Origin of the sequence: Aminobacterium sp. (assembly GCF_034926885.1) — a bacterium.
In the GTDB taxonomy this organism is placed as follows: domain Bacteria; phylum Synergistota; class Synergistia; order Synergistales; family Aminobacteriaceae; genus Aminobacterium.
Genome location: NZ_JAYFQR010000001.1, coordinates 32,567 through 52,845 on the forward strand (window position 1 = coordinate 32,567; position 20,279 = coordinate 52,845).

Consider the following 20,279-nt stretch of genomic DNA (forward strand, 5'->3'; position numbering starts at 1 on the left):
AGGGAAGGGACACCATATGGATAAGAAAATAGGTATGCTCGTCAACACCCAAAAAAAAGGTGCCCTTGACATGGCCAGAAAACTCCTTAAATGGGGGAAAAAAAATGGCGTGACTTTTCTTTTTCCCCCTCACGAAGGCTCTATTCTTGGGGTGGAAGCCACACCTGACAACGAATGGAAAAGTAGTATTACTATGGCCGTTGTTATCGGTGGTGATGGCACCTTTTTGCGTGCAAGCAGATATGTCTTAAATCACTCTATTGCCCTATATGGCATTAACCTTGGGCATCTTGGTTTTTTAGCTTCTGGGAAACCTGAAGAAGCAGAATCAGACCTTGAACAAATTTTTCGGGGAGATTATTCCCTTCAGCAACATCGGATTCTTGAAGGAATTATATGGAGAGAAGGGCGGCGTAAGCATACCCTTTATGCGCTTAATGACCTCGTTCTGACAAAAGGAGCCTTCGCTCGAGTCATTTCAATAGAGATCCGTATTGGCAACCATTACTTTAACATGTTACCTGCAGATGGAGTTATAGTTTCCACACCAACAGGATCTACTGCATATGCACTCTCAGCTGGAGGTCCTATTGTTCCGCCTCATGTTCCTTGTATGGTATTAGCTCCTATCTGCGCACACACTCTCTATGCCCGTCCTGTAATCGTGGGGGAAAACGACATTATAAATCTCATCCCCAAGGGGAGTCACCGAGATCTGATGTTGACCCAAGATGGACAATTAGGATATGAAATATTACCTGGAGATCGTATTGAACTTTCTCTCTCAAAAGATAAATTCGTTAATGTTATAGTCTTGCCTCAAAGAACATACTTTGACCTTCTTCACGAAAAACTACAGTGGGGACAGGGAATAGTACGAAATGAAGACAAGGAGTGAGTTTGGTGCTCGAAGAGCTTTCGTTACGAAATATAGGGGGGCTTGAAACTGCCCGTTTACGTTTAACTGGCCGTTTTATTGCGATTACTGGCGAAAGCGGTGCTGGGAAAAGCAGCATAGTACGAGGGCTAGAGTTTGCCAGCGGGAAACGAGCACAAACTGAACTAATCAGGGCAGGAGAAGAAGAAGCAGAAGTTCAGGCATTGTTCATTTGTTCTGATTCTCTCTCTTTTCCAGAAGAAGTTGTTCCGGAAGAGGGGAATTTATTTATAAAGCGAGTTTTTTCTCGCAATGGGCGGGGAAAAACATATATCCAGGGGAAGCTATATCCTCTCTCTTTTTTTAATAGTATTACAGGGCCTCTTTTGCGTATACAAAGTCAATTCGCACAACTTGAACTTCTTGATTCAGAAAGGCAGAGAGATATTCTTGACAGCTGTGGGGGAGAAGGGATCGCCACTATTAAATGCAATTTACAATCTCTTTTTTCTCTGGCCGTATCTAAAGAAAAAGAACTTAGAAATATCGAAAGAAAACAAAAAGATATTATCAACCGCTATCAAAATGCAGATAAGATTCTTCAGGTCTTCAAAAATCTCGCACCAGAATCCCAAAGTGAAGAACTTTGGGAAAATCGTCTTGAAGAAATTTCTAAAAGCATTGAAGAACGCTCTAAGTTAGAACAAATTCTTGCCCGTGTAACAGGGGGAAAAACAGGTGAGGGGTTAGCAGACGCCATCGAAACATTATGTTTGGACTTAGCTCAAATCATATCTACTGAAAGTCAAGATGGACGCGCCTATCAAGATCTTGGAAATGACGCCCTTATTTACTTACAAAAACTTTCACAAAAATTGGCAGATCATCTTTCCAAATTGCCGCTGGAAGATCTTATTGACGAACGTGAAAAAATAGAAAATAAGCTGGGTACGTTACGTAAGTTGAAAAGGATTGCACAAGTAACAACCCTTGAAGAACTTATCATATATTGTAAAGAAGCCGATGCTAATCTTACATGGCTGAAAGCAAGTTATGCAGACTATGAAAAAGTTGCACAAGAAGCAAAAACGTTGAGAAAAGAAGCAAGCAGATTGGCATTGGAATTACGTAAAAAGAGAGAATTGACAGCTTCTCAGCTCGAAAAAACAGTTAATGCATCACTTAAAGAGATGGCTATGGAAGATATTTCATTTTCTATAAAACTAACTGATCTTGGAAAAATGAAAAGCTCCGGCGCCGATGATGTTTCCTTTCTTATGGCAAGTGGGACAATGCCCCCAGCACCAGTTATGAAAATTGCATCAGGTGGAGAATTAAGTAGATTGCTTCTAGCATTGCAACTTGCACTTCCTGAAGACCAGCTACCGGAAACTCTTGTTTTTGATGAGGTTGAGGCTGGACTGGGAGGAAAGGCAGCAGTACTAGCAGGATATCAGCTCAAAGAACTCTCATGTAAGTGCCGAGTAATTCTTATTACTCATGAAGCTACTATAGCTGCACTAGCTGATCAACATTTTGTCGTCACTCGTCATGAAAATCAAAGTTATATAAAAGAAATAAACGGCAAGGATCGAATATTGGAAATCGCTCGAATGCTTTCTGGAAATGCATATCTTCCTGAAGCACAAGATCATGCACGAAAACTTATAGAACAAGAGTTGACTTCTGATTCGAACAACCGTACAATGCTTAAGCTTATGTATAAATAACGCTTGGGTTGGGTTTTAAAGCGAAAGCTACCTAATGAAAACCCAGCGGGAGGAGGAAGTTTCTTTATGTACGCTATTGTTGAAACAGGTGGAAAGCAGTACAGAGTAGAGCCTGGCGATGTAGTGCGAGTTGAGACCCTTCATATTGATGAAGGCGAATCTGTCGTTTTTGACAAAATTCTTATGGTATCGAACGACAGCGATGTTCAGGTAGGAACCCCCTATGTAGACGGTGCAGCTGTAAACGCTACTGTTGTACGTCATGGACGAGCTCCAAAAATTCTTGTTTTTAAATATAAAAGCAAGAAGAATTACAGGAGAATGCGGGGACATCGTCAGAATTTCACTGAAATCAAGATTGATTCCATCAACGCCTAGTTTTTGGCGTTGAGATTTCCCCGCGATGATTACCGTCACTGTAATAAGAGAAAAGGGGGAAATCGTTTCAGTTGAAGCGAGTGGCCATTCTGGATATGCAGAAGCGGGAAAAGACATTGTATGCGCAGGAGTATCTGCGCTCATTCAAGCTTTGGCTACCGGCGTAAGTGACGTTGCTCATATTGAAAGTGCATCGTTATCAGTTGACCCTGAAAGTACAACTATGAAGATCGGGTGGCCAAGATCTCATTCAAAAGAGATTAGAATATTAACAGAAACAATTGTTTTTTCTCTTAAAGCAATCGCAGAAAGTTATGGTGTTTATGTAAATTTTGTGGAGGTGCAAAAATAATGCGCATCAGTTTCTTTGATTTGCAGTTCTTTGCTCATAAAAAGGGACAGGGAAGTACAACCAACGGCCGAGACAGCAAAAGCAAACGCCTTGGTATTAAAAAGTATGCGGGTGAAGTAGTAAAATGCGGCAACATTATCGTTCGTCAGCGTGGAACAAAAGTACATCCTGGAGTGAATGTCGGACGAGGAAAAGATGATACTCTTTTTGCCCTTTCTGCCGGAGTTGTAAAGTACACTACAAAAGGTGATAGGAAATTCGTTTCAATAGAAAACATGTAATTTTCATTACTAACAACTTTGTTGGCAACGTTATAGTGTATAAAAAAACAAGGGCCCTGATAGTAAGGCCCTTGTTTTTCATTAATACCCCGGATGGTGGTACATTATGAAATTTGTAGATTTAGTTCGTATAAAAGTTAAAGCTGGTCGAGGAGGCAATGGATGTCTAAGCTTCCGCCGTGAAAAATTTGTTCCCAAAGGTGGCCCTGATGGAGCTAATGGAGGAGACGGAGGCAACGTTATTCTTCAGGCCGTAGATGGTATTCATACGTTGACAGATTTTGAATTTGAGAAAAAATTCTCTGCAGAACATGGCGAGCCTGGTCAGGGACAAAAAAAAGTCGGGAAAACCGGTAAAGACCTTATTGTAAATGTTCCGTGTGGCACTATAGTCTATGATGAAGAGACAGGAGAACCATTAGCTGACCTTGTTGAGGCTGGTGATCAGGTTGTTGTTGCTCAAGGTGGACGAGGCGGCCGTGGAAACATGCACTTTGCATCGGCAGTTCGCCGTGTTCCACGCTTCGCTGAAAAAGGAGAAGAAGGAGAAGAGCGCAACTTAAGGCTAGAGCTTAAGCTTATAGCAGACGTGGGACTTGTAGGTTTCCCAAATGCAGGGAAATCAAGCCTATTGGCAGCTATCTCTAACGCTCGTCCCAAAATAGCAGGATACCCCTTTACGACTCTTTCCCCCAATCTAGGAATTCTTGCTGTAGATGATGAAAGAATTGTTGTAGCTGATGTTCCAGGGCTTATTGAAGGAGCTCACGACAACAAAGGCTTAGGAATATATTTCCTTCGTCATATTGAACGCACGCGTGTGCTTGTTCATGTTTTAGACCTTAGTTCAGGTACCTCCGATGAAGTTCTTCGTCAATGGGAAGTTATCTGCAATGAATTCAAAGAATATAAAGAAGATCTTCTGGAACGTCCCTATATGGTTGTGGGTAACAAAGTAGACCTTGAAAAAGGGCAAAAAAACGCCCCTGTGGTAGAATCTTTCATGAAAAGCAAGGGAATTCCTTATTACACAACAAGTGCCCTTTCTGGAGAAGGAATTACGGTTTTCATGAATGCCCTTGTCGAATTATGTCGTGAAAATCCGAGACCTCACAGCGAAACGAGGCTCTTCGAAACGATAGAACCGGAAAAAGAAATCAAAACGCCGCCGTTCAGGAAAAAAGTCGAAAAAGCAACCATAATCAAGATGGAAGACGGAAGTGGTTACAGAGTTGTTCACGCAAACCTTGAACGAATATTAAAACGTTACGATTTTGAACAGGAAGACGCACTCTTCCATTTCGCCCGGTTACTGAAAAAGTACCGCATAGAAGAACTTCTGGAACAAGAGGGTGCTCAAGAAGGGGATACGGTTATCATAGGCGATATTGAATTCGAATATGAACCGGAACAAGTCCAAGAGTAAAGCGGAGGATTAACGGCGTGACTTTTGGCAGACATATAATCCGAACAAAAAAGATAGGCATAATGGGTGGGACATTCGACCCCATCCATTATGGCCATTTATTAGCTGCTGAAGAAAGTTTTTTCGCACTTGACCTCGACGAAGTCATTTTCGTTCCGACGGGAGATCCCCCTCACAAAAGAATGAAACGTGTTTCCTCAGCTGAGGATCGCTATACGATGACTCTTCTTGCAACACTTGATAACGCACATTTTAAGGTTTCGAGAATTGAAATCGATCGTAAGGAATCAAGTCATACGGTAGATACCTTAAGAGAAATGGGCCATTGGTATGCCCCAGATAGTGTTCAGTTTTTCTTTATTACTGGACTTGATGCTGTTTTAAACCTTACTACATGGAAAGAATATAAAGTTCTTCCAACGCTTTGCCAAATAGTGGCTATAAACCGACCTGGATACAACCAATCAGGGAAGCTGGAACGTATCACTGAATTGTTACCAGAGGAATTTAACGGGCATGTCGTTCCTTTGGAAATACCGCTTCTGTCTATTTCCAGTACGGATATTCGGCAACGAATAGAAAACGGTAAAAATATCCGTTATCTCGTTCCAGAACTTGTGGAACGCTATATTTACAAAAAAGGGTTATATAAAAGGATTGGGCGGTGAGGACAATGAAGATCACCAAAATTGCGATTATAACTGTACTAGCCATTCTATCTATTGGAGCTGGCATATTCTTTCGGCTGCAAAATATAGTAGCCCCAGAGCCTGAACATATAAAAGAAAGTATCTCGTATGACCAGGAGACAGGAAACATAAACATTCTCGTTGTCGGGATTGATGATGTTGAAGGAGGCCATCGTTCTGACACATTAGGTCTCGCTGCAATAGATATTGATAACAAAACAGTGCGCTTTATGTCGCTTCCAAGAGATACGCGAGTACAAATACCCGGACATGGCTGGCAGAAATTGAATCATGCCTACGCATATGGCGGAGTAAATCTGTTACAGCAAACAGTTATAAACTATCTGGGACTCCCTATAAACTACTACGTTCTTGTCAACTACGAAAGCTTCCCTAAAATTGTAGATATGATAGGTGGAGTAGACATAAACGTAGAGAAGAAATTGCACTATAACGATAAGGCGGGAAAATTATTCATTAACATACCTAAAGGTCTTCAACACATGGACGGAAAGACCGCGTTAGAATACGTCCGCTTCAGAAACGATGCTCTTGGAGACATTGGGCGAATAAACCGTCAACAGCAGTTTCTCAAAGCTGTTTTAGGGAAAATTCAATCGCCTGAAATGTTACCCAAACTCCCAGACTTTGCAAAAGAAATTCTAGGCCTAGTCAACACAAATATGAGCATGACACAAGCAGTTCAACTTACATCATATATGCGAGATATTTCCCATGAGAATCTGGCATTTTTTACCTTGCCTGGGAAAGCTGCCTACATTTCTAATATTAGCTATTGGTTGGGAGATCTATCTGCAACATCTACATTGCTTACAGGTCCGTTACCCGGTAAAGATGCTCTAAAAGAATCATCTGAAGCAACAGAAGCTTCTGCAACCTCAGTCACAACAGCAAGTGACGAAAACATTGTTAGCCTTATAAAAAAGATTAACATGCCTATCGCTATTCTCAATGGAGATGGGCAGGCCGGACTTAGCAAATCGGCTTCGTCGCTATTTCAAAAAGCAGGAATTGATGTCGCCTATGTTGGCAACGCAAAACATTACGATTATCATTATTCCAATATAATGTATCCTATTAAAAAGGGACAGCAGGCGCAGGAAAATGCTTCTGTGCTCAGTGAAATTTGTGGAATTTCCAACAAGCTTGTTCAAGGAGATGAAACAATCGTCTATGTAACACTTATACTCGGACACGACAAGGATACAGTATTAAATAATTTAAAGTCAGTCGACAATAAATAAAAAAGAAACGATCAGGGAGGGATTAGTAGCAGAATGAGCGAAAAGAATGAACTCATGAATCAGTATATGTTCGTCCTGGATGCTTTGGCCGATAAGAGAGGACTGGATATTACATTAATGGATCTAGAGGAAAAAGCCACAATTGCTGATACGTTCATTATCGTAACAGCAAACTCTGATATTCACATGGGGACATTGCGTAATGCCGCAGAAGAAGCCCTTGATAAAAAAGGAATGTCATCAATTATAGAAGGCCGGAATAGCACTCAGTGGTGCCTTATAGATGCAGGAAACCTCGTAATACATATCTTCAGCCGTAAGGGACGGGAATTTTACCATTTAGAAAAGGTATGGGGAGATTGTCCTTCATATTCCTACGAATATTTGGATTAGTAAATTCTATTTATTTTAAACCAACTAGAAAAGACCCAAGAGCAATATCAATATATCTTGGGTCTTTTCTTTTGTTCATACAAGAATATAGTTCATACAAGAATATAGGAGAATCTACGTCCTTATTAAAGAGAAGCTACGGGAGCAAAATAAGAGAGAAGTTGTTTTTACATGGTGTCATATAATGTATCTTATGTTGCGTAAAACATGAAGAATATAAGAATCTACGCCTTAATTTAGGTTTTCTCTTTTTTCTCAAATTACCTCGAATTTATTCGTAATTATGTCTCTTTTATCTTGCATTTTTTATTCTTCGGGCTAATACACAATTCACATACGTTGATACACAACACTAAGCTAGTAAATAAAGAACGTAAAGCAGGATATATATATCAGATATGTCCTGCTTTACAATATTACACACAACACATAACATACTTTATCTTTTTACTGAAGTTTTATTTCATATCCCGCGCTTGAACCCAAATAATAGCATCTTGACTCAATTCTTTATCTTGATGTGTAGTTTTTGGCCCAACGCCTAGCGCAGCAAATCCCCACCATCCGGAACGAGGAATCCCAAAGGTAAAGCATCCTTTTTCATCGGCTTTAATTGTCATAGTTACAAATGCATCCTGAGGAGCTTCTACATGAGCCTCTTTTGCAAATTTATTTTCATTCATAATTGGCTCATGGTTCAAATACTCTACCTCTATCTCTGCATAAGGGACTGATTTTCCTTCACTTTTTACAATGCCTCTGAATACATTCCCAGTCCAAAGGGCATAAGGCTTATCAAGTGGAACAATTTCAGCAGGAAGACCCATTTCACTATCCCAATCAGTAGGAATACCTGCAACGTTTACTATAACTTTAGTCATTTGTTGAATATAGGCATCTTCCTGAGCCTCAAAGTATGGTGATGGAACGAAACAAAAAACATAATCCCCCATGCCTTTTAAACGATATTTTAAATTATAAGCTTTTCCACTATTAGTAAGACTTGTCCAGATAATAGGGTTAATCTCTTTGATAAGATCTGTTTTATTGCCTTTATGAACTACGTACAACGATTCAGGCTGCCCCATTGTCATAGTATGTCCTGCCTCAAAGGGATGGGTGAAAACAAGCTTAAAATCTAAGTTTCCTCCCTTGTTAAGAGCACTTTCTGGCGTATATAACATCTGAAAATGGGCAGAAGCCGGAAGGGCAAAAAGACAAACCATAAGTGACGTCAACAAAACTTTTGTTGCTCTTTTCAATATCATTCCATTCCTCTCCTTACTATTTATTGCTCGCCCTCCTCCCACGGAACGAGGAAATCCTCATTCTGCAGGTTGGAAGTTTCGATATTGTAATTGTAGTATTTTTGTTACTCTCGTTACTCTTTAATGTCTTCACCTTTTATTTCTACAACATGACCAGGACCTGCATTAAAGATAACAATAAATGGGACCTCTGGTTTTTCAAAAGTAAACTCGCTGAGTTCATCCATTTTTCCTTCAACGAGAACTTTATCATTGGTATCCTTCACAGCCATTTCGACCCCAGCTGCAGATGATCCGTCAGAAAAACCACCTTCACATGTAATAGTTCCATCTCCATTGAGGTAACAATAACATAGAGGGGTATGTGCAAAGGCTACTGATCCGAGAACAAAAACACTTACTGCTAAAAGCACGCCTAATACTAATTTCCGTTTCATAGGTTGGCCACCTCCTTTCCTTTTAAAGTTTTTTCGTCTATATCTGTCTCAACGACAGATCCTTTTACTTTGCCCAACAAAAATGCAGTAACTAATGCAAGTGCATAAAAGACAAACATCCCTTGTGTTCCAGACAACCCAAGCCAGGTTCCACCGCTATAAACTAAAGTCGCTAATGTCATTCCAAGAAGGATAGGATATCCTAAGGCTATAAATGCCCATTTCCAGCCTCCAGCTTCTATCTTAACCATAATTAATGTTGCAATGCACGGAGGATACATGGCCATAAAAATCATTAAAGCTAGGGCGTGAAGGGGGGTAAATCCCTTTTCCTGTTCTTTCATACGCTGCGCGAGAGTCTGACCATCTTCTTTCTGTTGGTAGAGAACACCTAACGTTGCCACACTACTCTCTTTCGCCGCCAACGAACTTAAAAGAGCTACATTAACTTTCCAGTTAAATCCTGCAAATCGAGTTACAGGTTCTAAAAACTTTCCGGCCATACCAAGGAAACTTCCATGTAATGTCTCGTCACGCAAATCCATAAGCAACAATGCTCTCTCTCGCTTCATAACCTTAAAAGCTTTGTTTAAGGCTCTGCCATCTTTACCTTTTGCATTGAGTAAGGGATAAACATCACTGTACCGTTCTGCAAATCGCTGTTCAAATTTTTCTCTTCTCTCGTCAGAAGCCTTAAAGAGAGCTCGTTTTTGATTTTTGTAACGTTCCTCAATAACAAGATAACGAGTTATATCTTTATCTCTCTTAAATTGAGAAGCAAAAGGAGTATTTTGGATTTTACTTGTAAAAACATTTTTTATCTGTTCTGCTCTTTTCTGGTAAGTGTTTATTCGTTCTTCACCAACAGAGGGATAATTTGTAAGGAAAAAGACAGCAACAGCAACAATCATGATAATCGTGAGAACCTTCCTTACAAAAAGCCACGTTCTTTCTATAGAACGCATAAGAACACCGCGGATAGTCGGAATATGATATGGGGGCATCTCCAGAACGAAGGGAGAACTTGGTCTATTCTTTAAAAGCGTCAATGTCAATATTTTGGCAACGGAAAGAGCCAATATAATTGTTATTGTCGAGATAAAAAACATTGCTAACGCTTTTTCTTTAGCAAAATAGATGCTAATCAGAAGCGTATATAAAGGAACTTTAGCTAAACAATTCATCAGAGGAACAATAAGGATTGTGGCTAAACGAGCCTTTTCATCGGCAATAACACGTGTTGCCATTACTCCAGGAACAGCACAGCCTCCAACAAATACTCCCCCCAAGATAAGAGGTAACGTAGACTGCCCATGCAATCCAAAACGTCTGAAAAGCTTATCGAGAATAAAGGCCATTCTCGGCATATATCCTACGTCTTCAAGAATCGCTATCAATGCGAAAAGAATTAAAAATATAGGAATATAAATGAGCACAGAATTAATACTTGTGATGACATTCAACACAAGAGATCTAATTAATGGCTCCCTTAAGAATGTTCCTATGGGAAGAAACTTTTCTATAGCATTACGGAATCCTTCCAACAAGGGCACCATATAGTTAGTCAATTCATACCCTCCAACAATGGAGAGCTCGTATAGAAGATAAATAATGCCAGCCAAAATAAGAGGCCCCCAAATTCGGCTGCAAACCAATCTGTCAATACGATCAGTTAACGTTACAGAAACTTCTTTTGTTTTTACAACACATCGCTTCTCTATTTTTTGAGCAGCAAGATGGCGTCTGAATGCAATAAATCCTCGAGGTGTGTCATCATATTTCCTCTCAAACTCAGAGCAAATTTTGCTAACATAATTTCTTACATCTTCTGGATTTTTAAAGTTGCTCGAAACTAACTTTTGCGCTACTTCATCTTCCTCAAATAGCTTTATTGACAACCATCGAAGAGGGACCTTACTCTCTTCAATTTGTGATTGCAGTAATTTCGCAGACAAATCAGTAATATATGATTCCAAGTCTCCATAATCCACAATATGTAAATGTTCATGATCCAAATTTGAATCAAAAGCTTTAATAACGCCATCTTTTAGTTCATTTTTTCCCCGCCCCTTACTACCTACTGTTGTAATAACTGGAAGATGCAAGGTTTTTGAAAGGGCGTCAGCATCAACTTTGAGTCCTCTTTTTTCAGCGACATCCACCATGTTAAGAGCAATTAAAAGAGGGGCCCCCAGTTCCAACAATTGAAAAGTAAGGTAAAGATGCCGTTTTAAATTTGAAGCATCCATAACATTTACGACTAAAGACGGTGACTGATCAATTATAAAATCTCTCGTTATACGCTCTTCTTCAGAATATGAAGAGAGGCTATAAGTACCGGGCAAGTCTGTAAGTGAAATCTTTTTCTCTTGCCATGAAAATGCTCCCGTTTTTATAGATACAGTTGCACCTGGGTAATTAGCAACAAACTGCCTTCCACCTGTAAGCATGTTAAAAATTGTTGATTTTCCACTATTCGGCTGGCCTGCTAAAGCAACATGCATCTTTTCATGACCCATTATTTCTCTACCTCCACAAACCTTGCCTCATCATGCCGAATAGTTACGTGATGTCCATCTACTTTTATCTCCACAGGATCAACAAGAGGAGCATTACGGATAACAAAAACTTCAACACCAGGAAAAAAGCCAAGATCCATTAATCGCTGTCCTATTACACCACGAGCTCTGTTTTTATGAATTACTCCATGCTCGCCAGGCTTCATCTCATCCAATGTAATCATGCCACCAAGACCTGATACAAATGCTCTACCCACTCTTGAATTCTCTTTTCTGTAAGATCGGGTTGATTATCTTCATCTATTGCCAAGCCTACAAATTCACCTTGTATAGCAGCCTTAGAAACATTAAAGCCATAACTCTCAACAGAACATCCAGAAGAAAGAATAGCTACCCCTTTCTTAGAAAGTCTTTCGTATATTGTTCCCATACCATCAACAAAAGTATCAGAAAAGCCACACTGATCACCAAGTCCGAATAGAGCCACTGGGGTATTTTTAAAATCAAAAGTATCTATTTCATCAATAAAACTAAGCCAATCATCTTGAAGGTCTCCATATCCCCATGTAGGAGTGCCTAAAATAAGAAAATCGTATTCTTCCATATCTTCCTTTCTGGCTTCAGCCACATTTTTCAAGACGACATCATCTTTTCTCTTAAGCAAAGAAGCTATCTGTTCCGCCACTTCTTCTGTATGCCCAGTGGAAGTTCCATAAAAAATGCCTATTCGCATAACCTACTCCTCCTAACCTATAAGCTCGTCTCGATCTTCTTTTAACTGTAAATACCTTTTACATTGAAGAACTCTATCGTATCCAAGCATCGTTCCTAAAATAAAATCCTCTTCGTCTGTGTAATCACGCAACGAAACTTTATTGATCTTACGCACGACATCGATACATACTTGGTGACCAAAAAACACATTAATTTTATGGTCATTTACGGGGTATATAACGTATGGGATATTCTGATTCTGAAGACGGCGCACTATCTCTTGTTCATACCCTCTCGACGTTGTATGAAGAATAAGAGCCCGCAAGCCTTTTACATATTCATAGAGATGATGAGCAAAAATTTCATCTACCTGATAACACTGTGGCAAACATGTAATGTTTGGAAGAGGCAACTAAAACATCTCCTTAATGTTTTATATATCAAACAATGGGGATTATACTTTAATATGTTTTATATGTCAAACTTATAAAGGGGATGGGGATAATAAAAGAAGCTCGGGGTTTCCCCTGAGCTTCTTCCCTGATTGCTGATCTTATTTTATGAGCTTTGTTTTAACCTCTATGAAGGGATTGATGAATAATATCTAGCATTGATGAAGCAGAAAGAGATGCTCCACCAATAAGGGCTCCATCAATATCTGGCTGATCTAAAAGATTAGCCACATTTGCTGCTTTGACACTCCCACCATAAAGAATATGAATATCCCTATGGCATTCCATTTCATCGTCAATTCCACTTATTTCTGCAAGTAACTCTCTTGCAAAAAGACAAGCTTCTTCAGCATTTTCCGGACTTGCCGTTCTTCCTGTTCCAATAGCCCAAACAGGTTCATAGGCCCAAATTGTTTTTTTAATCTCTTCGGGAGATAGACCTTCGGCTGCACTCTGAATCTGTCGTCTGAATACATCAAAAGTCATATCTTTTTCTCTCTCTTTAAGGGTTTCCCCGAAACAAAGCACAGGACATAGATTATGACCAAGAGCTGCTTTTAATTTTTTATGAACAATCTCATCTGTTTCTCCCATGATGTGTCGCCGTTCACTATGACCAATAATGACATGGCTGCACCCTACTTCCTTAAGCATGGGGAAAGAAATCTCACCAGTAAAGGCACCCTTTTCTTCATAGAAGGCATTTTGTCCGCCTAAGCATATCCCATCGTTCTCTCCTTGTGTAAGAACACTTGCACCTGTTTGCAACAAGGTGAATGGAGGGAAAATACAAATCTCAAGAAAATTTCTATGTATTTGATCACAAATAACAGCATCCTCACAAATTTTCTCAGAGAGTTCCGTAAAAAACTTTTTCGTTTCTATGATCGTATTATTCATTTTCCAGTTGCCATAAAGATATATTTTCTTCACAGAAAAATGTTCCTCCTTTCAAAAAAAGACGGGAGCTTACGCATCCCGTCTCTATAAAACTATAGCGTCACAACTTTTCTCTATTTTATTAAAAGTAGCTCAATGCCTGGTAATACTTTTCCTTCACAAAACTCTAAGCTAGCTCCACCGCCAGTAGATACATGCGTAACCTTCTCTGCAAAACCTAATTTTTTAACGGCAGACGCCGTATCTCCTCCACCTACTACGGTAATTCCGCCATTTTCTGTACACTTTTCAACCGCTTTTGCCACAAGGCGGGTCCCCTCTGCCAAAGTCGGATTTTCAAAAACACCCATAGGACCATTCCAAAGAACAGTTTTGGCTTTTTCAATATAGCTAGCAAAAAGAGCAGCTGTTTTTGTTCCTATATCTAACCCCATATCTGCAAAAGAAATATCGTCTACCGAAACTTCTTTTCGCGGAAGTTCACTCTCTAAAGACTCCGCCACCGCTGTGTCAACTGGCAAAACGATGTCGACTCCCATCTCTTTTGCTTTTGTGAGCATTTGCTGTGCAAAATCAGCCTTATCTTCTTCGTATAAGGATTTACCAATCCCCTTGCCTTGAACAGCCAAGAAAGTATATGCCATTCCTCCACCAATAAGAATTGCGGAAGCTTTTTCAAGAAGATGGTCGATAACTCCTATTTTGTCAGAAACTTTTGCTCCTCCCAAAATGAGGACAAAAGGTTTTTCAGGAGTTTCGCTCACTGTACTGAGCATCTCTATTTCACGAGTTATCAAATTGCCCGCAAATGAAGGAAGATACTCCATTACCCCTCTTGTTGAAGCATGTGCTCTATGCGATGCGCTAAAAGCATCCATAACAAAGACATCAAAGGGGGCAGCAAGCTCTTTTGCAAAATCGAGATTGTTCTTTTCCTCTTCTGGATAAAATCTAATATTTTCCAAAAGTACGACACTGCCTTTAGGAGCAGAATCAATAGCTTTCTGCACATTTTCTCCGATGGAATCATTAACGAAGATAACGGGACAATTCAATATCTCTTTTACATTCTTTACTATATGCATAAGAGACAGGCTTTCAACTTTTTTGCCTTTAGGACGTCCTAAATGAGAGACAAGCGTTACTTTTGCTCCCCACTCAAAAAGCTGTCGAATTGTGTTCACGTGTGCCCTGATTCGTGTTGTGTCAGAAACTACTCCCTCTTTTAAGGGAACATTGAAGTCAACACGAAGAAGAACATTTTTCCCCTCAACATCCTGACGAGAAAATTCTCGCAACTTCATTTTTTACAGCCCTTTCTTAATCATATAATTGACAAGGTCAATACAACGGCACGTATATCCCCACTCGTTATCATACCAAGCTAAAATTTTAACCATATTGCCTATAGACATTGTATGGCGAGCTGCAAAAATAGAAGAGTGTTCATCTCCGATAAAATCTGAGGAAACAAGGTCATCCTCTTCGTAAACAACGTATTTTTTCATATCACTTGTTGCGCGTTTTTTAACGGCTTCATTGATTTCCTGAGCTGAAGCTTCTTTCTTAAGCTCAGCAACAAGGTCAACAACTGATACATCAGGTGTCGGCACTCGCAAAGCAATGCCATTCAATTTCCCCTTGAGTTCGGGAATAACCAACCCTATAGCCTTTGCTGCACCTGTTGATGTAGGAACCATAGAAAGAGCTGCTGCACGTCCTCGATGTAATTTTTTATGTGAAGAATCCATAAGCTTCTGATCGTTTGTATAAGAATGAGTTGTTGTCATAAGGCCACGTTCTATACCAAACTCTTCGTTCAATATTCTGGCCACTGGAGCAAGGCAGTTTGTTGTGCATGATGCGTTAGAAACGACATGATCTTTTGCGGGGTTATATTGTTCTTCATTAACACCCATAACAAATGTTGGAATTCCATCGCCACTGCCAGGAGCTGTTATAACAACTTTTTTCGCTCCTGCTTTTATATGATTCTGAGCGCCTTCAAGATCTTTGTAAACTCCAGAAGACTCGATAACAATATCTACGCCAAGATCTCCCCAATTAAAATCTGCAGGATCTTTAATTGCTAAAACCTTAACTGTGTCACCGTTAACAATAAGGTTATCTCCATCAACCTCGACTTCGCCAGGAAAACGACGATGGATAGAATCATATTTGAACATATAGGCTCGTTGCTCGGGTGTAGTACGGCTATTTGTTGCAACTATTTCAAAAAGACCCTCCTTGTCATATTGATACATCGCCCGCAAGGCGAGTCTCCCTATACGGCCAAATCCATTAATTGCTACTCGAACCTTTTTCATCTTACAGCACCCTTTCTATACATTCATTGTATTTAAATGTTATATTCCACTTTACAGTATTATATACCGAGCGGTAATTGTTCAGCCATTGTCTTCAATTTTTGCCAACGATATTTAACAGTACTTTTACTGACTGGTTTAGATAACATCTGACCCAATTCAGTCAATGTTGCGCTAGGATATTGCATGCGAACTTCAATAAGCTCTCTCAATGTTTCAGGCAACGTATTTAAAATTCTTTCATTCTGGAAAACCTTTGCTATTTCAAGTTGCCATTCCGCAGCTTCCAATGTCTTCCGAATATTTGATGCGTCACAATTCACGAGTCTATTTGCTTTATCGCGCATTGCCCGAACGATAGCCTTTTCTTCCAATTTCAGAGAGGTATCAAACAACTTATAGTGACTTAAAAGTGTTACGATCTTTTCCTGATCGCGTAAAAGTAGCTCATACTGACCATCTACAATACGTTTTCCTACAGGGAATTGATTATTTTTCAATATGGACAAAACCAATTCCATTATTTTATAAAACCTGAAACGAAAAGCTAAGTAATAACCTGTCTTAGGAACATACAAAGAGCCACAATTGCCCCAAACACCTCTCATCCATTGCCAATCGCTCTTTTTCCTTGCATTTTCTCCCCAAAAGATAACTTCTTTCATAATAGGCTGAGGAATCCGAAGTGTTACGCTTCCACGAAAATTAGCAGGGACATTAAGCATCGATGATAAATCAAGTCTTTTTCCCCAACGTGATGACGCCCAAATTCTTCTAAGCCGCCTAAAGACCCAAAGTCTTCGTCCAGAAAGAACAAACCTGCCCTGCGACATAGTTTCGGGATACACCGTCAAAAGCCCCCAAAGGATTCCTGCCGTCTCAGAATCTATATCAGTACTAGACAATGGAGAGAAAACCCATTCATCCCACATTATTTCACTCAAGGTTTTCATAGCATTATTACACTTCTTTCATATCTCTACATATTCGCATCAGCGTCTCGGAGAGCGCCTGACTATCATGACGTACAACCGATCCCTCGTAGACCTTTACGTAATTGCTTTCTATTATCTGGCAGTTTTTTTCAAGCAGTATCTCTCTTTGAGAATCATCCAAATATAACGGGATAGCCCCTTCTTTCAAATATGCCTCTAAAAAAGGTGCAGGAATGGAACCATTGTTAACAACGATAAAATTAGGAGCGATTCCAAGTATCTTTTCGATCCATTCCACATGTTCCACTACGTTCATACCATCGGTTTCTCCAGGCTGAGACATTAAATTAGCAACATACACTCTGGGCAAAGGCGATTCTTGTATTTTCTGTGCTATTTTGGGAAGCAACAGATTCGGTAAAACACTTGTGAAAAGACTACCTGGCCCTAAAACGATAAGATCCCCTTCATCAATAGCTCTAATTACATCAGGTAATGGCTGGGGATCGGAGGGTTCAAGCCATATTCGTTTAACCTTTTGACCACATCTGCACGATGATATTTCTAATTCTCCTCGAAGAAGTTGACCATCTTCTATCTCTGCAACAAGGGAGACCGCTTCTGTGGTTACAGGTAAAACTCTGCCTCTGATAGCAAGAAGATGGTTCATTTCCTCGACAGCAAGACGAAAATCTCCCGATATTTCAGTTACAGCAAGCAAGATAAGGTTTCCAAGGCTATGACCGGAAAGATCGCCCCGATCAAAGCGGAAATCAAGTATATTCCGAAGGGCATTATCGTTTTCAGCTAAAGCGACAATACAGTTTCGAACATCACCAGGAGGGAGAACTCCCCATTCTTGGCGTAAGCGCCCAGAACTCCCGCCTTCATCAGTTACAGTAACTACTGCTGTGATATTACGAGTAAAAGATTTTAATCCTTTAAGAAGAGTAGAAAGACCAGTTCCTCCTCCTAAAGCAACAATATGAGGTCCCATAGAAAGTCGATACTCTACTACCCTCGCCATAACATCAGTTTTGACAGGGGATGAGCGTAGAAACCCTGGCCATCTATCCTTCCAAGAAAGAACAAAAATCGTTAAAAAAGCAGTAAGTAATCCTAAAAAATATGCTACGCGCCAATCCATTACTCTCGCACCTGACTCCGATTTATATCTCTATGACGAATTGTGCATCGTACATTCTGTTCCTTAAAATGCTTTGCGAGCCATTCGACCGTCGCCACTGAACGATGTTGCCCTCCAGTACAGCCCACGGCTATATGAAACGGTGATTTTCCCGAAGCCAAATAAACGGGAATAAGAAAATCAAAAAACTCGTAACAACGAGTTAAAAAAAGCTGTGTTTCATCTGAAGATAAAATATAGCTTTGTACATTTAAATCTTTACCGTTGAGCGGACGCAGATGGGGGACATAGTGTGGATTGACTAAAAAGCGAACGTCCAATACAAAATCACTATCTTGGGGAATTCCGTATTTAAATCCAAAAGAAGAAAAAACGACAGAAGATGATGCTTCAGTCCGAATAAATTCAGAAATAAGTCGTTCTTTAAGCTCTCGGATAGAGAGTCCAGATGTGTCAAGAACTACATCAGCATACTCTCTGACAGGGGCCAACAAAATACGTTCACGTTGAATTCCTTCTAATATAGGGATATGATCCCCCAATGGGTGACGACGACGTGTCGTTTCGAAACGGCGAACAAGGCTCTCATTCGATGAATCCAAAAAAAGCACCTGAACTAAGGAGATAGATCTCTTTAAAGCATCCACAATAGAAAATAGATCGTTCAAAAGACGTTCTCCACGAATATCCACGACAGCAACTAGTCCTTCTTGCACTGCTCCACGATGTTGCGACAACAACCCCATAAGCTGAGGAAGCAATGCCGGAGGAATATTATCAATCGCAAAAAAACCCTGATCTTCAAGAATATTTAAGGCCGTAGATTTTCCAGCCCCAGACATTCCCGTAATAATAAGACAGCGCTGAACGCTATTATTTTTTATGTCCACATTCTTTCTCCCAATCCCGAAGAATTTCAACCCCATGCCGTATTACAGGCGCCACAGCTTCGAAACACTCTTCTGCCCCCGTTTGGCTTCCTGGTACAGCTATGATCAAGCTTTTCTTTCTCGTAACAGCCAGTCCCCGAGAAAGGATAGAACGAGGAGTGTAATAGACAGTGCGACTTCTCATAAATTCACCTATCCCTGGAATTATCTTATCAGCAATAGATTCCAGAGCTTCTGGAGTAACATCTCGACTAGAAAGACCTGTTCCGCCAGTGACAAGAATGACATGCAAATCTGCTTCGTCCACCCATTTACACAACAATTTTTCAATTTCACTCTGCTCGTCAGGGAGTATATATTGTTTCTCAACAATCCCCCCAATACGAGAGACAGCCTTTGCCAAAGCCGGACCGGCAGTATCTTCTCGCAACCCCTGGCTAGCCTTATCGCTTACTGTCAAAATTCCAACATGAAGTGGTTTCCACATTTGGATATCTGAAGAGACAGAGATAAAGCCTCCCTGCTGAACAGAAAGCTTCCATAGAGAAGGAGCCTCTTCTGCATCTACACGCAAAATAACGTCACTTTCCGAGAAAGCAAGAATGTTACCCACTTCCAAATCCTGGTCAAGAGAAGCCCTCAGGACAAAGGCCGCTCCTTGAATCTCAGGAAGCAATCCAGGCTTTGTTATGAGAATATCTGATATATTTCCATTTATTGAAGATGAGCCGTCAGCACGCATATTGACATAGCATATCCCGTACTCTCTATGATCATCTTTGTTAAGAATTCCAAGAAGTTTCATTCATGTTCCCCCTCTGGCGAGTGATAATCGCCACTTTTGCCTCCACTTTTTCGAAGCAATCGAATATTATGTATTATCATACCTTTATCAATACCCTTACACATATCGTAAACAGTTAGAGCTGCCACCATCACTCCCGTCAATGCTTCCATCTCTACTCCCGTTACTTCTTTTGCAGCAACAACGGATGTTATCTTTACTTGACTTTCTTCAGCGATCAGTTCGCAATGAACATCCACCTTGTTAAGACTTATATTATGGCAAAGAGGAATAAGATCTGACGTTTTCTTAACAGCCATAATACCAGCAATTTCTGCTATTTTCAGTACGTCTCCCTTTTCTGTCGTTCCAGCAATAAGAGCATCTCGTATCGTAGAAGGTAAAAGAACGACTCCCTCTGCACGTGCTTCCCTCAATGTGACTTTTTTACCTCCCACGTCAACCATGCGAGGATGACCAAATTCATCAAGATGAGAAAAAGTCTTCATTATCCA

At 40.2% G+C, this 20,279-nt stretch carries 23 protein-coding genes; 9 read left to right on the forward strand and 14 right to left on the reverse strand.

Annotation, left to right across the window (positions count from 1 at the left end):
* Positions 1-16 precede the first annotated feature (16 nt).
* The 9 genes from VB083_RS00180 to rsfS all read left to right on the forward strand — a co-directional run bounded on the left by VB083_RS00180 (position 17) and on the right by rsfS (position 7,391).
* Entirely contained in the window at positions 17-898 is an 882-nt protein-coding gene (locus VB083_RS00180) for an NAD(+)/NADH kinase (protein ID WP_213691502.1), read from the forward strand.
* 5 nt (positions 899-903) lie between these two features.
* Complete coding sequence (locus VB083_RS00185; RefSeq protein ID WP_213691501.1) at positions 904-2,607, forward strand: AAA family ATPase; 1,704 nt, start codon at positions 904-906, stop codon at positions 2,605-2,607.
* A gap of 66 nt (positions 2,608-2,673) precedes the next feature.
* On the forward strand, positions 2,674-2,985 hold the full coding sequence (rplU, locus tag VB083_RS00190; protein WP_213691500.1) for a 50S ribosomal protein L21: 312 nt from the start codon (positions 2,674-2,676) through the stop codon (positions 2,983-2,985).
* 25 nt (positions 2,986-3,010) lie between these two features.
* Positions 3,011-3,337, forward strand: coding sequence for a ribosomal-processing cysteine protease Prp (locus VB083_RS00195; protein ID WP_213691499.1), 327 nt, complete (start codon positions 3,011-3,013; stop codon positions 3,335-3,337).
* Complete coding sequence (gene rpmA / locus VB083_RS00200; protein ID WP_307879433.1) at positions 3,337-3,618, forward strand: 50S ribosomal protein L27; 282 nt, start codon at positions 3,337-3,339, stop codon at positions 3,616-3,618. Before VB083_RS00195 ends, rpmA begins: the two co-directional genes overlap by 1 nt.
* A 106-nt stretch (positions 3,619-3,724) precedes the next feature.
* The gene (obgE, locus tag VB083_RS00205) at positions 3,725-5,044 is read left to right on the forward strand and encodes a GTPase ObgE (protein WP_213691498.1); all 1,320 of its coding nucleotides are present in this window, start codon (positions 3,725-3,727) and stop codon (positions 5,042-5,044) included.
* 17 nt (positions 5,045-5,061) lie between these two features.
* Positions 5,062-5,712, forward strand: a complete 651-nt coding sequence (gene nadD, locus VB083_RS00210) for a nicotinate-nucleotide adenylyltransferase (RefSeq protein ID WP_307879435.1) — start codon at positions 5,062-5,064, stop codon at positions 5,710-5,712.
* A 5-nt stretch (positions 5,713-5,717) separates the two neighbouring features.
* On the forward strand, positions 5,718-6,998 hold the full coding sequence (locus tag VB083_RS00215; RefSeq protein ID WP_213691497.1) for an LCP family protein: 1,281 nt from the start codon (positions 5,718-5,720) through the stop codon (positions 6,996-6,998).
* Between the two features lie 33 nt (positions 6,999-7,031).
* Positions 7,032-7,391 (forward strand): ribosome silencing factor, encoded by a 360-nt coding sequence (gene rsfS, locus VB083_RS00220; protein ID WP_213691496.1) that lies wholly within the window; start codon positions 7,032-7,034, stop codon positions 7,389-7,391.
* A 458-nt stretch (positions 7,392-7,849) separates the two neighbouring features.
* Here rsfS and VB083_RS00225 read toward each other — a convergent pair whose 3' ends face one another.
* The 14 genes from VB083_RS00225 to moaC all read right to left on the reverse strand — a co-directional run bounded on the left by VB083_RS00225 (position 7,850) and on the right by moaC (position 20,273).
* Entirely contained in the window at positions 7,850-8,659 is an 810-nt protein-coding gene (locus VB083_RS00225) for a DUF4198 domain-containing protein (RefSeq protein WP_323401562.1), read from the reverse strand.
* Between the two features lie 113 nt (positions 8,660-8,772).
* The gene (locus VB083_RS00230) at positions 8,773-9,096 is read right to left on the reverse strand and encodes a hypothetical protein (protein ID WP_213701520.1); all 324 of its coding nucleotides are present in this window, start codon (positions 9,094-9,096) and stop codon (positions 8,773-8,775) included.
* Positions 9,093-11,615 carry a ferrous iron transport protein B gene (feoB, locus tag VB083_RS00235; RefSeq protein WP_323401563.1) on the reverse strand — a complete coding sequence of 841 codons (2,523 nt, stop codon included), beginning with the start codon at positions 11,613-11,615 and terminating at the stop codon, positions 9,093-9,095. The genes VB083_RS00230 and feoB overlap by 4 nt, the downstream gene beginning before the upstream one ends.
* The gene (locus VB083_RS00240; RefSeq protein WP_307879436.1) at positions 11,615-11,872 is read right to left on the reverse strand and encodes a FeoA family protein; all 258 of its coding nucleotides are present in this window, start codon (positions 11,870-11,872) and stop codon (positions 11,615-11,617) included. Before VB083_RS00240 ends, feoB begins: the two co-directional genes overlap by 1 nt.
* Positions 11,836-12,348 carry a flavodoxin gene (locus VB083_RS00245; RefSeq protein ID WP_213691492.1) on the reverse strand — a complete coding sequence of 171 codons (513 nt, stop codon included), beginning with the start codon at positions 12,346-12,348 and terminating at the stop codon, positions 11,836-11,838. The genes VB083_RS00240 and VB083_RS00245 overlap by 37 nt, the downstream gene beginning before the upstream one ends.
* Positions 12,349-12,360: 12 nt before the next feature.
* Complete coding sequence (locus VB083_RS00250) at positions 12,361-12,741, reverse strand: DUF2023 family protein (RefSeq protein ID WP_323401564.1); 381 nt, start codon at positions 12,739-12,741, stop codon at positions 12,361-12,363.
* A gap of 160 nt (positions 12,742-12,901) precedes the next feature.
* The gene (gene tpiA, locus VB083_RS00255; protein ID WP_213691491.1) at positions 12,902-13,714 is read right to left on the reverse strand and encodes a triose-phosphate isomerase; all 813 of its coding nucleotides are present in this window, start codon (positions 13,712-13,714) and stop codon (positions 12,902-12,904) included.
* A gap of 80 nt (positions 13,715-13,794) precedes the next feature.
* Entirely contained in the window at positions 13,795-14,985 is a 1,191-nt protein-coding gene (locus VB083_RS00260; RefSeq protein WP_213691490.1) for a phosphoglycerate kinase, read from the reverse strand.
* A 3-nt stretch (positions 14,986-14,988) separates the two neighbouring features.
* Positions 14,989-16,008 (reverse strand): type I glyceraldehyde-3-phosphate dehydrogenase, encoded by a 1,020-nt coding sequence (gap, locus tag VB083_RS00265; protein ID WP_213691489.1) that lies wholly within the window; start codon positions 16,006-16,008, stop codon positions 14,989-14,991.
* A gap of 59 nt (positions 16,009-16,067) precedes the next feature.
* Positions 16,068-16,961, reverse strand: a complete 894-nt coding sequence (whiA, locus tag VB083_RS00270) for a DNA-binding protein WhiA (protein WP_323401565.1) — start codon at positions 16,959-16,961, stop codon at positions 16,068-16,070.
* A 7-nt stretch (positions 16,962-16,968) separates the two neighbouring features.
* On the reverse strand, positions 16,969-18,090 hold the full coding sequence (locus VB083_RS00275) for a gluconeogenesis factor YvcK family protein (protein ID WP_213691487.1): 1,122 nt from the start codon (positions 18,088-18,090) through the stop codon (positions 16,969-16,971).
* A complete protein-coding gene (gene rapZ / locus VB083_RS00280) occupies positions 18,090-18,980 on the reverse strand; it encodes an RNase adapter RapZ (protein ID WP_213691486.1) in 891 nt (296 codons plus the stop codon). The genes VB083_RS00275 and rapZ overlap by 1 nt, the downstream gene beginning before the upstream one ends.
* Positions 18,964-19,785: a MogA/MoaB family molybdenum cofactor biosynthesis protein gene (locus tag VB083_RS00285; protein WP_213699186.1), complete on the reverse strand. Its 822-nt coding sequence runs from the start codon at positions 19,783-19,785 to the stop codon at positions 18,964-18,966. Before VB083_RS00285 ends, rapZ begins: the two co-directional genes overlap by 17 nt.
* Positions 19,782-20,273, reverse strand: coding sequence for a cyclic pyranopterin monophosphate synthase MoaC (moaC, locus tag VB083_RS00290; RefSeq protein ID WP_213691484.1), 492 nt, complete (start codon positions 20,271-20,273; stop codon positions 19,782-19,784). The genes VB083_RS00285 and moaC overlap by 4 nt, the downstream gene beginning before the upstream one ends.
* Between the last annotated feature and the right edge of the window lie 6 nt (positions 20,274-20,279).

What these genes read in the sequence shown, in the direction of transcription:
- VB083_RS00230 (WP_213701520.1), bottom strand. Translation starts at nt 9,096, where the DNA reads ATGAAACGGAAATTAGTATTAGGCGTGCTTTTAGCAGTAAGTGTTTTT.
- VB083_RS00195 (WP_213691499.1), top strand. Translation starts at nt 3,011, where the DNA reads ATGATTACCGTCACTGTAATAAGAGAAAAGGGGGAAATCGTTTCAGTT.
- obgE (WP_213691498.1), top strand. Translation starts at nt 3,725, where the DNA reads ATGAAATTTGTAGATTTAGTTCGTATAAAAGTTAAAGCTGGTCGAGGA.
- moaC (WP_213691484.1), bottom strand. Translation starts at nt 20,273, where the DNA reads ATGAAGACTTTTTCTCATCTTGATGAATTTGGTCATCCTCGCATGGTT.
- VB083_RS00215 (WP_213691497.1), top strand. Translation starts at nt 5,718, where the DNA reads ATGAAGATCACCAAAATTGCGATTATAACTGTACTAGCCATTCTATCT.
- whiA (WP_323401565.1), bottom strand. Translation starts at nt 16,961, where the DNA reads ATGAAAACCTTGAGTGAAATAATGTGGGATGAATGGGTTTTCTCTCCA.
- VB083_RS00275 (WP_213691487.1), bottom strand. Translation starts at nt 18,090, where the DNA reads ATGGATTGGCGCGTAGCATATTTTTTAGGATTACTTACTGCTTTTTTA.
- VB083_RS00285 (WP_213699186.1), bottom strand. Translation starts at nt 19,785, where the DNA reads ATGAAACTTCTTGGAATTCTTAACAAAGATGATCATAGAGAGTACGGG.
- VB083_RS00260 (WP_213691490.1), bottom strand. Translation starts at nt 14,985, where the DNA reads ATGAAGTTGCGAGAATTTTCTCGTCAGGATGTTGAGGGGAAAAATGTT.
- rplU (WP_213691500.1), top strand. Translation starts at nt 2,674, where the DNA reads ATGTACGCTATTGTTGAAACAGGTGGAAAGCAGTACAGAGTAGAGCCT.
- VB083_RS00225 (WP_323401562.1), bottom strand. Translation starts at nt 8,659, where the DNA reads ATGATATTGAAAAGAGCAACAAAAGTTTTGTTGACGTCACTTATGGTT.
- VB083_RS00245 (WP_213691492.1), bottom strand. Translation starts at nt 12,348, where the DNA reads ATGCGAATAGGCATTTTTTATGGAACTTCCACTGGGCATACAGAAGAA.
- rsfS (WP_213691496.1), top strand. Translation starts at nt 7,032, where the DNA reads ATGAGCGAAAAGAATGAACTCATGAATCAGTATATGTTCGTCCTGGAT.
- rpmA (WP_307879433.1), top strand. Translation starts at nt 3,337, where the DNA reads ATGCGCATCAGTTTCTTTGATTTGCAGTTCTTTGCTCATAAAAAGGGA.
- feoB (WP_323401563.1), bottom strand. Translation starts at nt 11,615, where the DNA reads ATGGGTCATGAAAAGATGCATGTTGCTTTAGCAGGCCAGCCGAATAGT.
- VB083_RS00180 (WP_213691502.1), top strand. Translation starts at nt 17, where the DNA reads ATGGATAAGAAAATAGGTATGCTCGTCAACACCCAAAAAAAAGGTGCC.
- gap (WP_213691489.1), bottom strand. Translation starts at nt 16,008, where the DNA reads ATGAAAAAGGTTCGAGTAGCAATTAATGGATTTGGCCGTATAGGGAGA.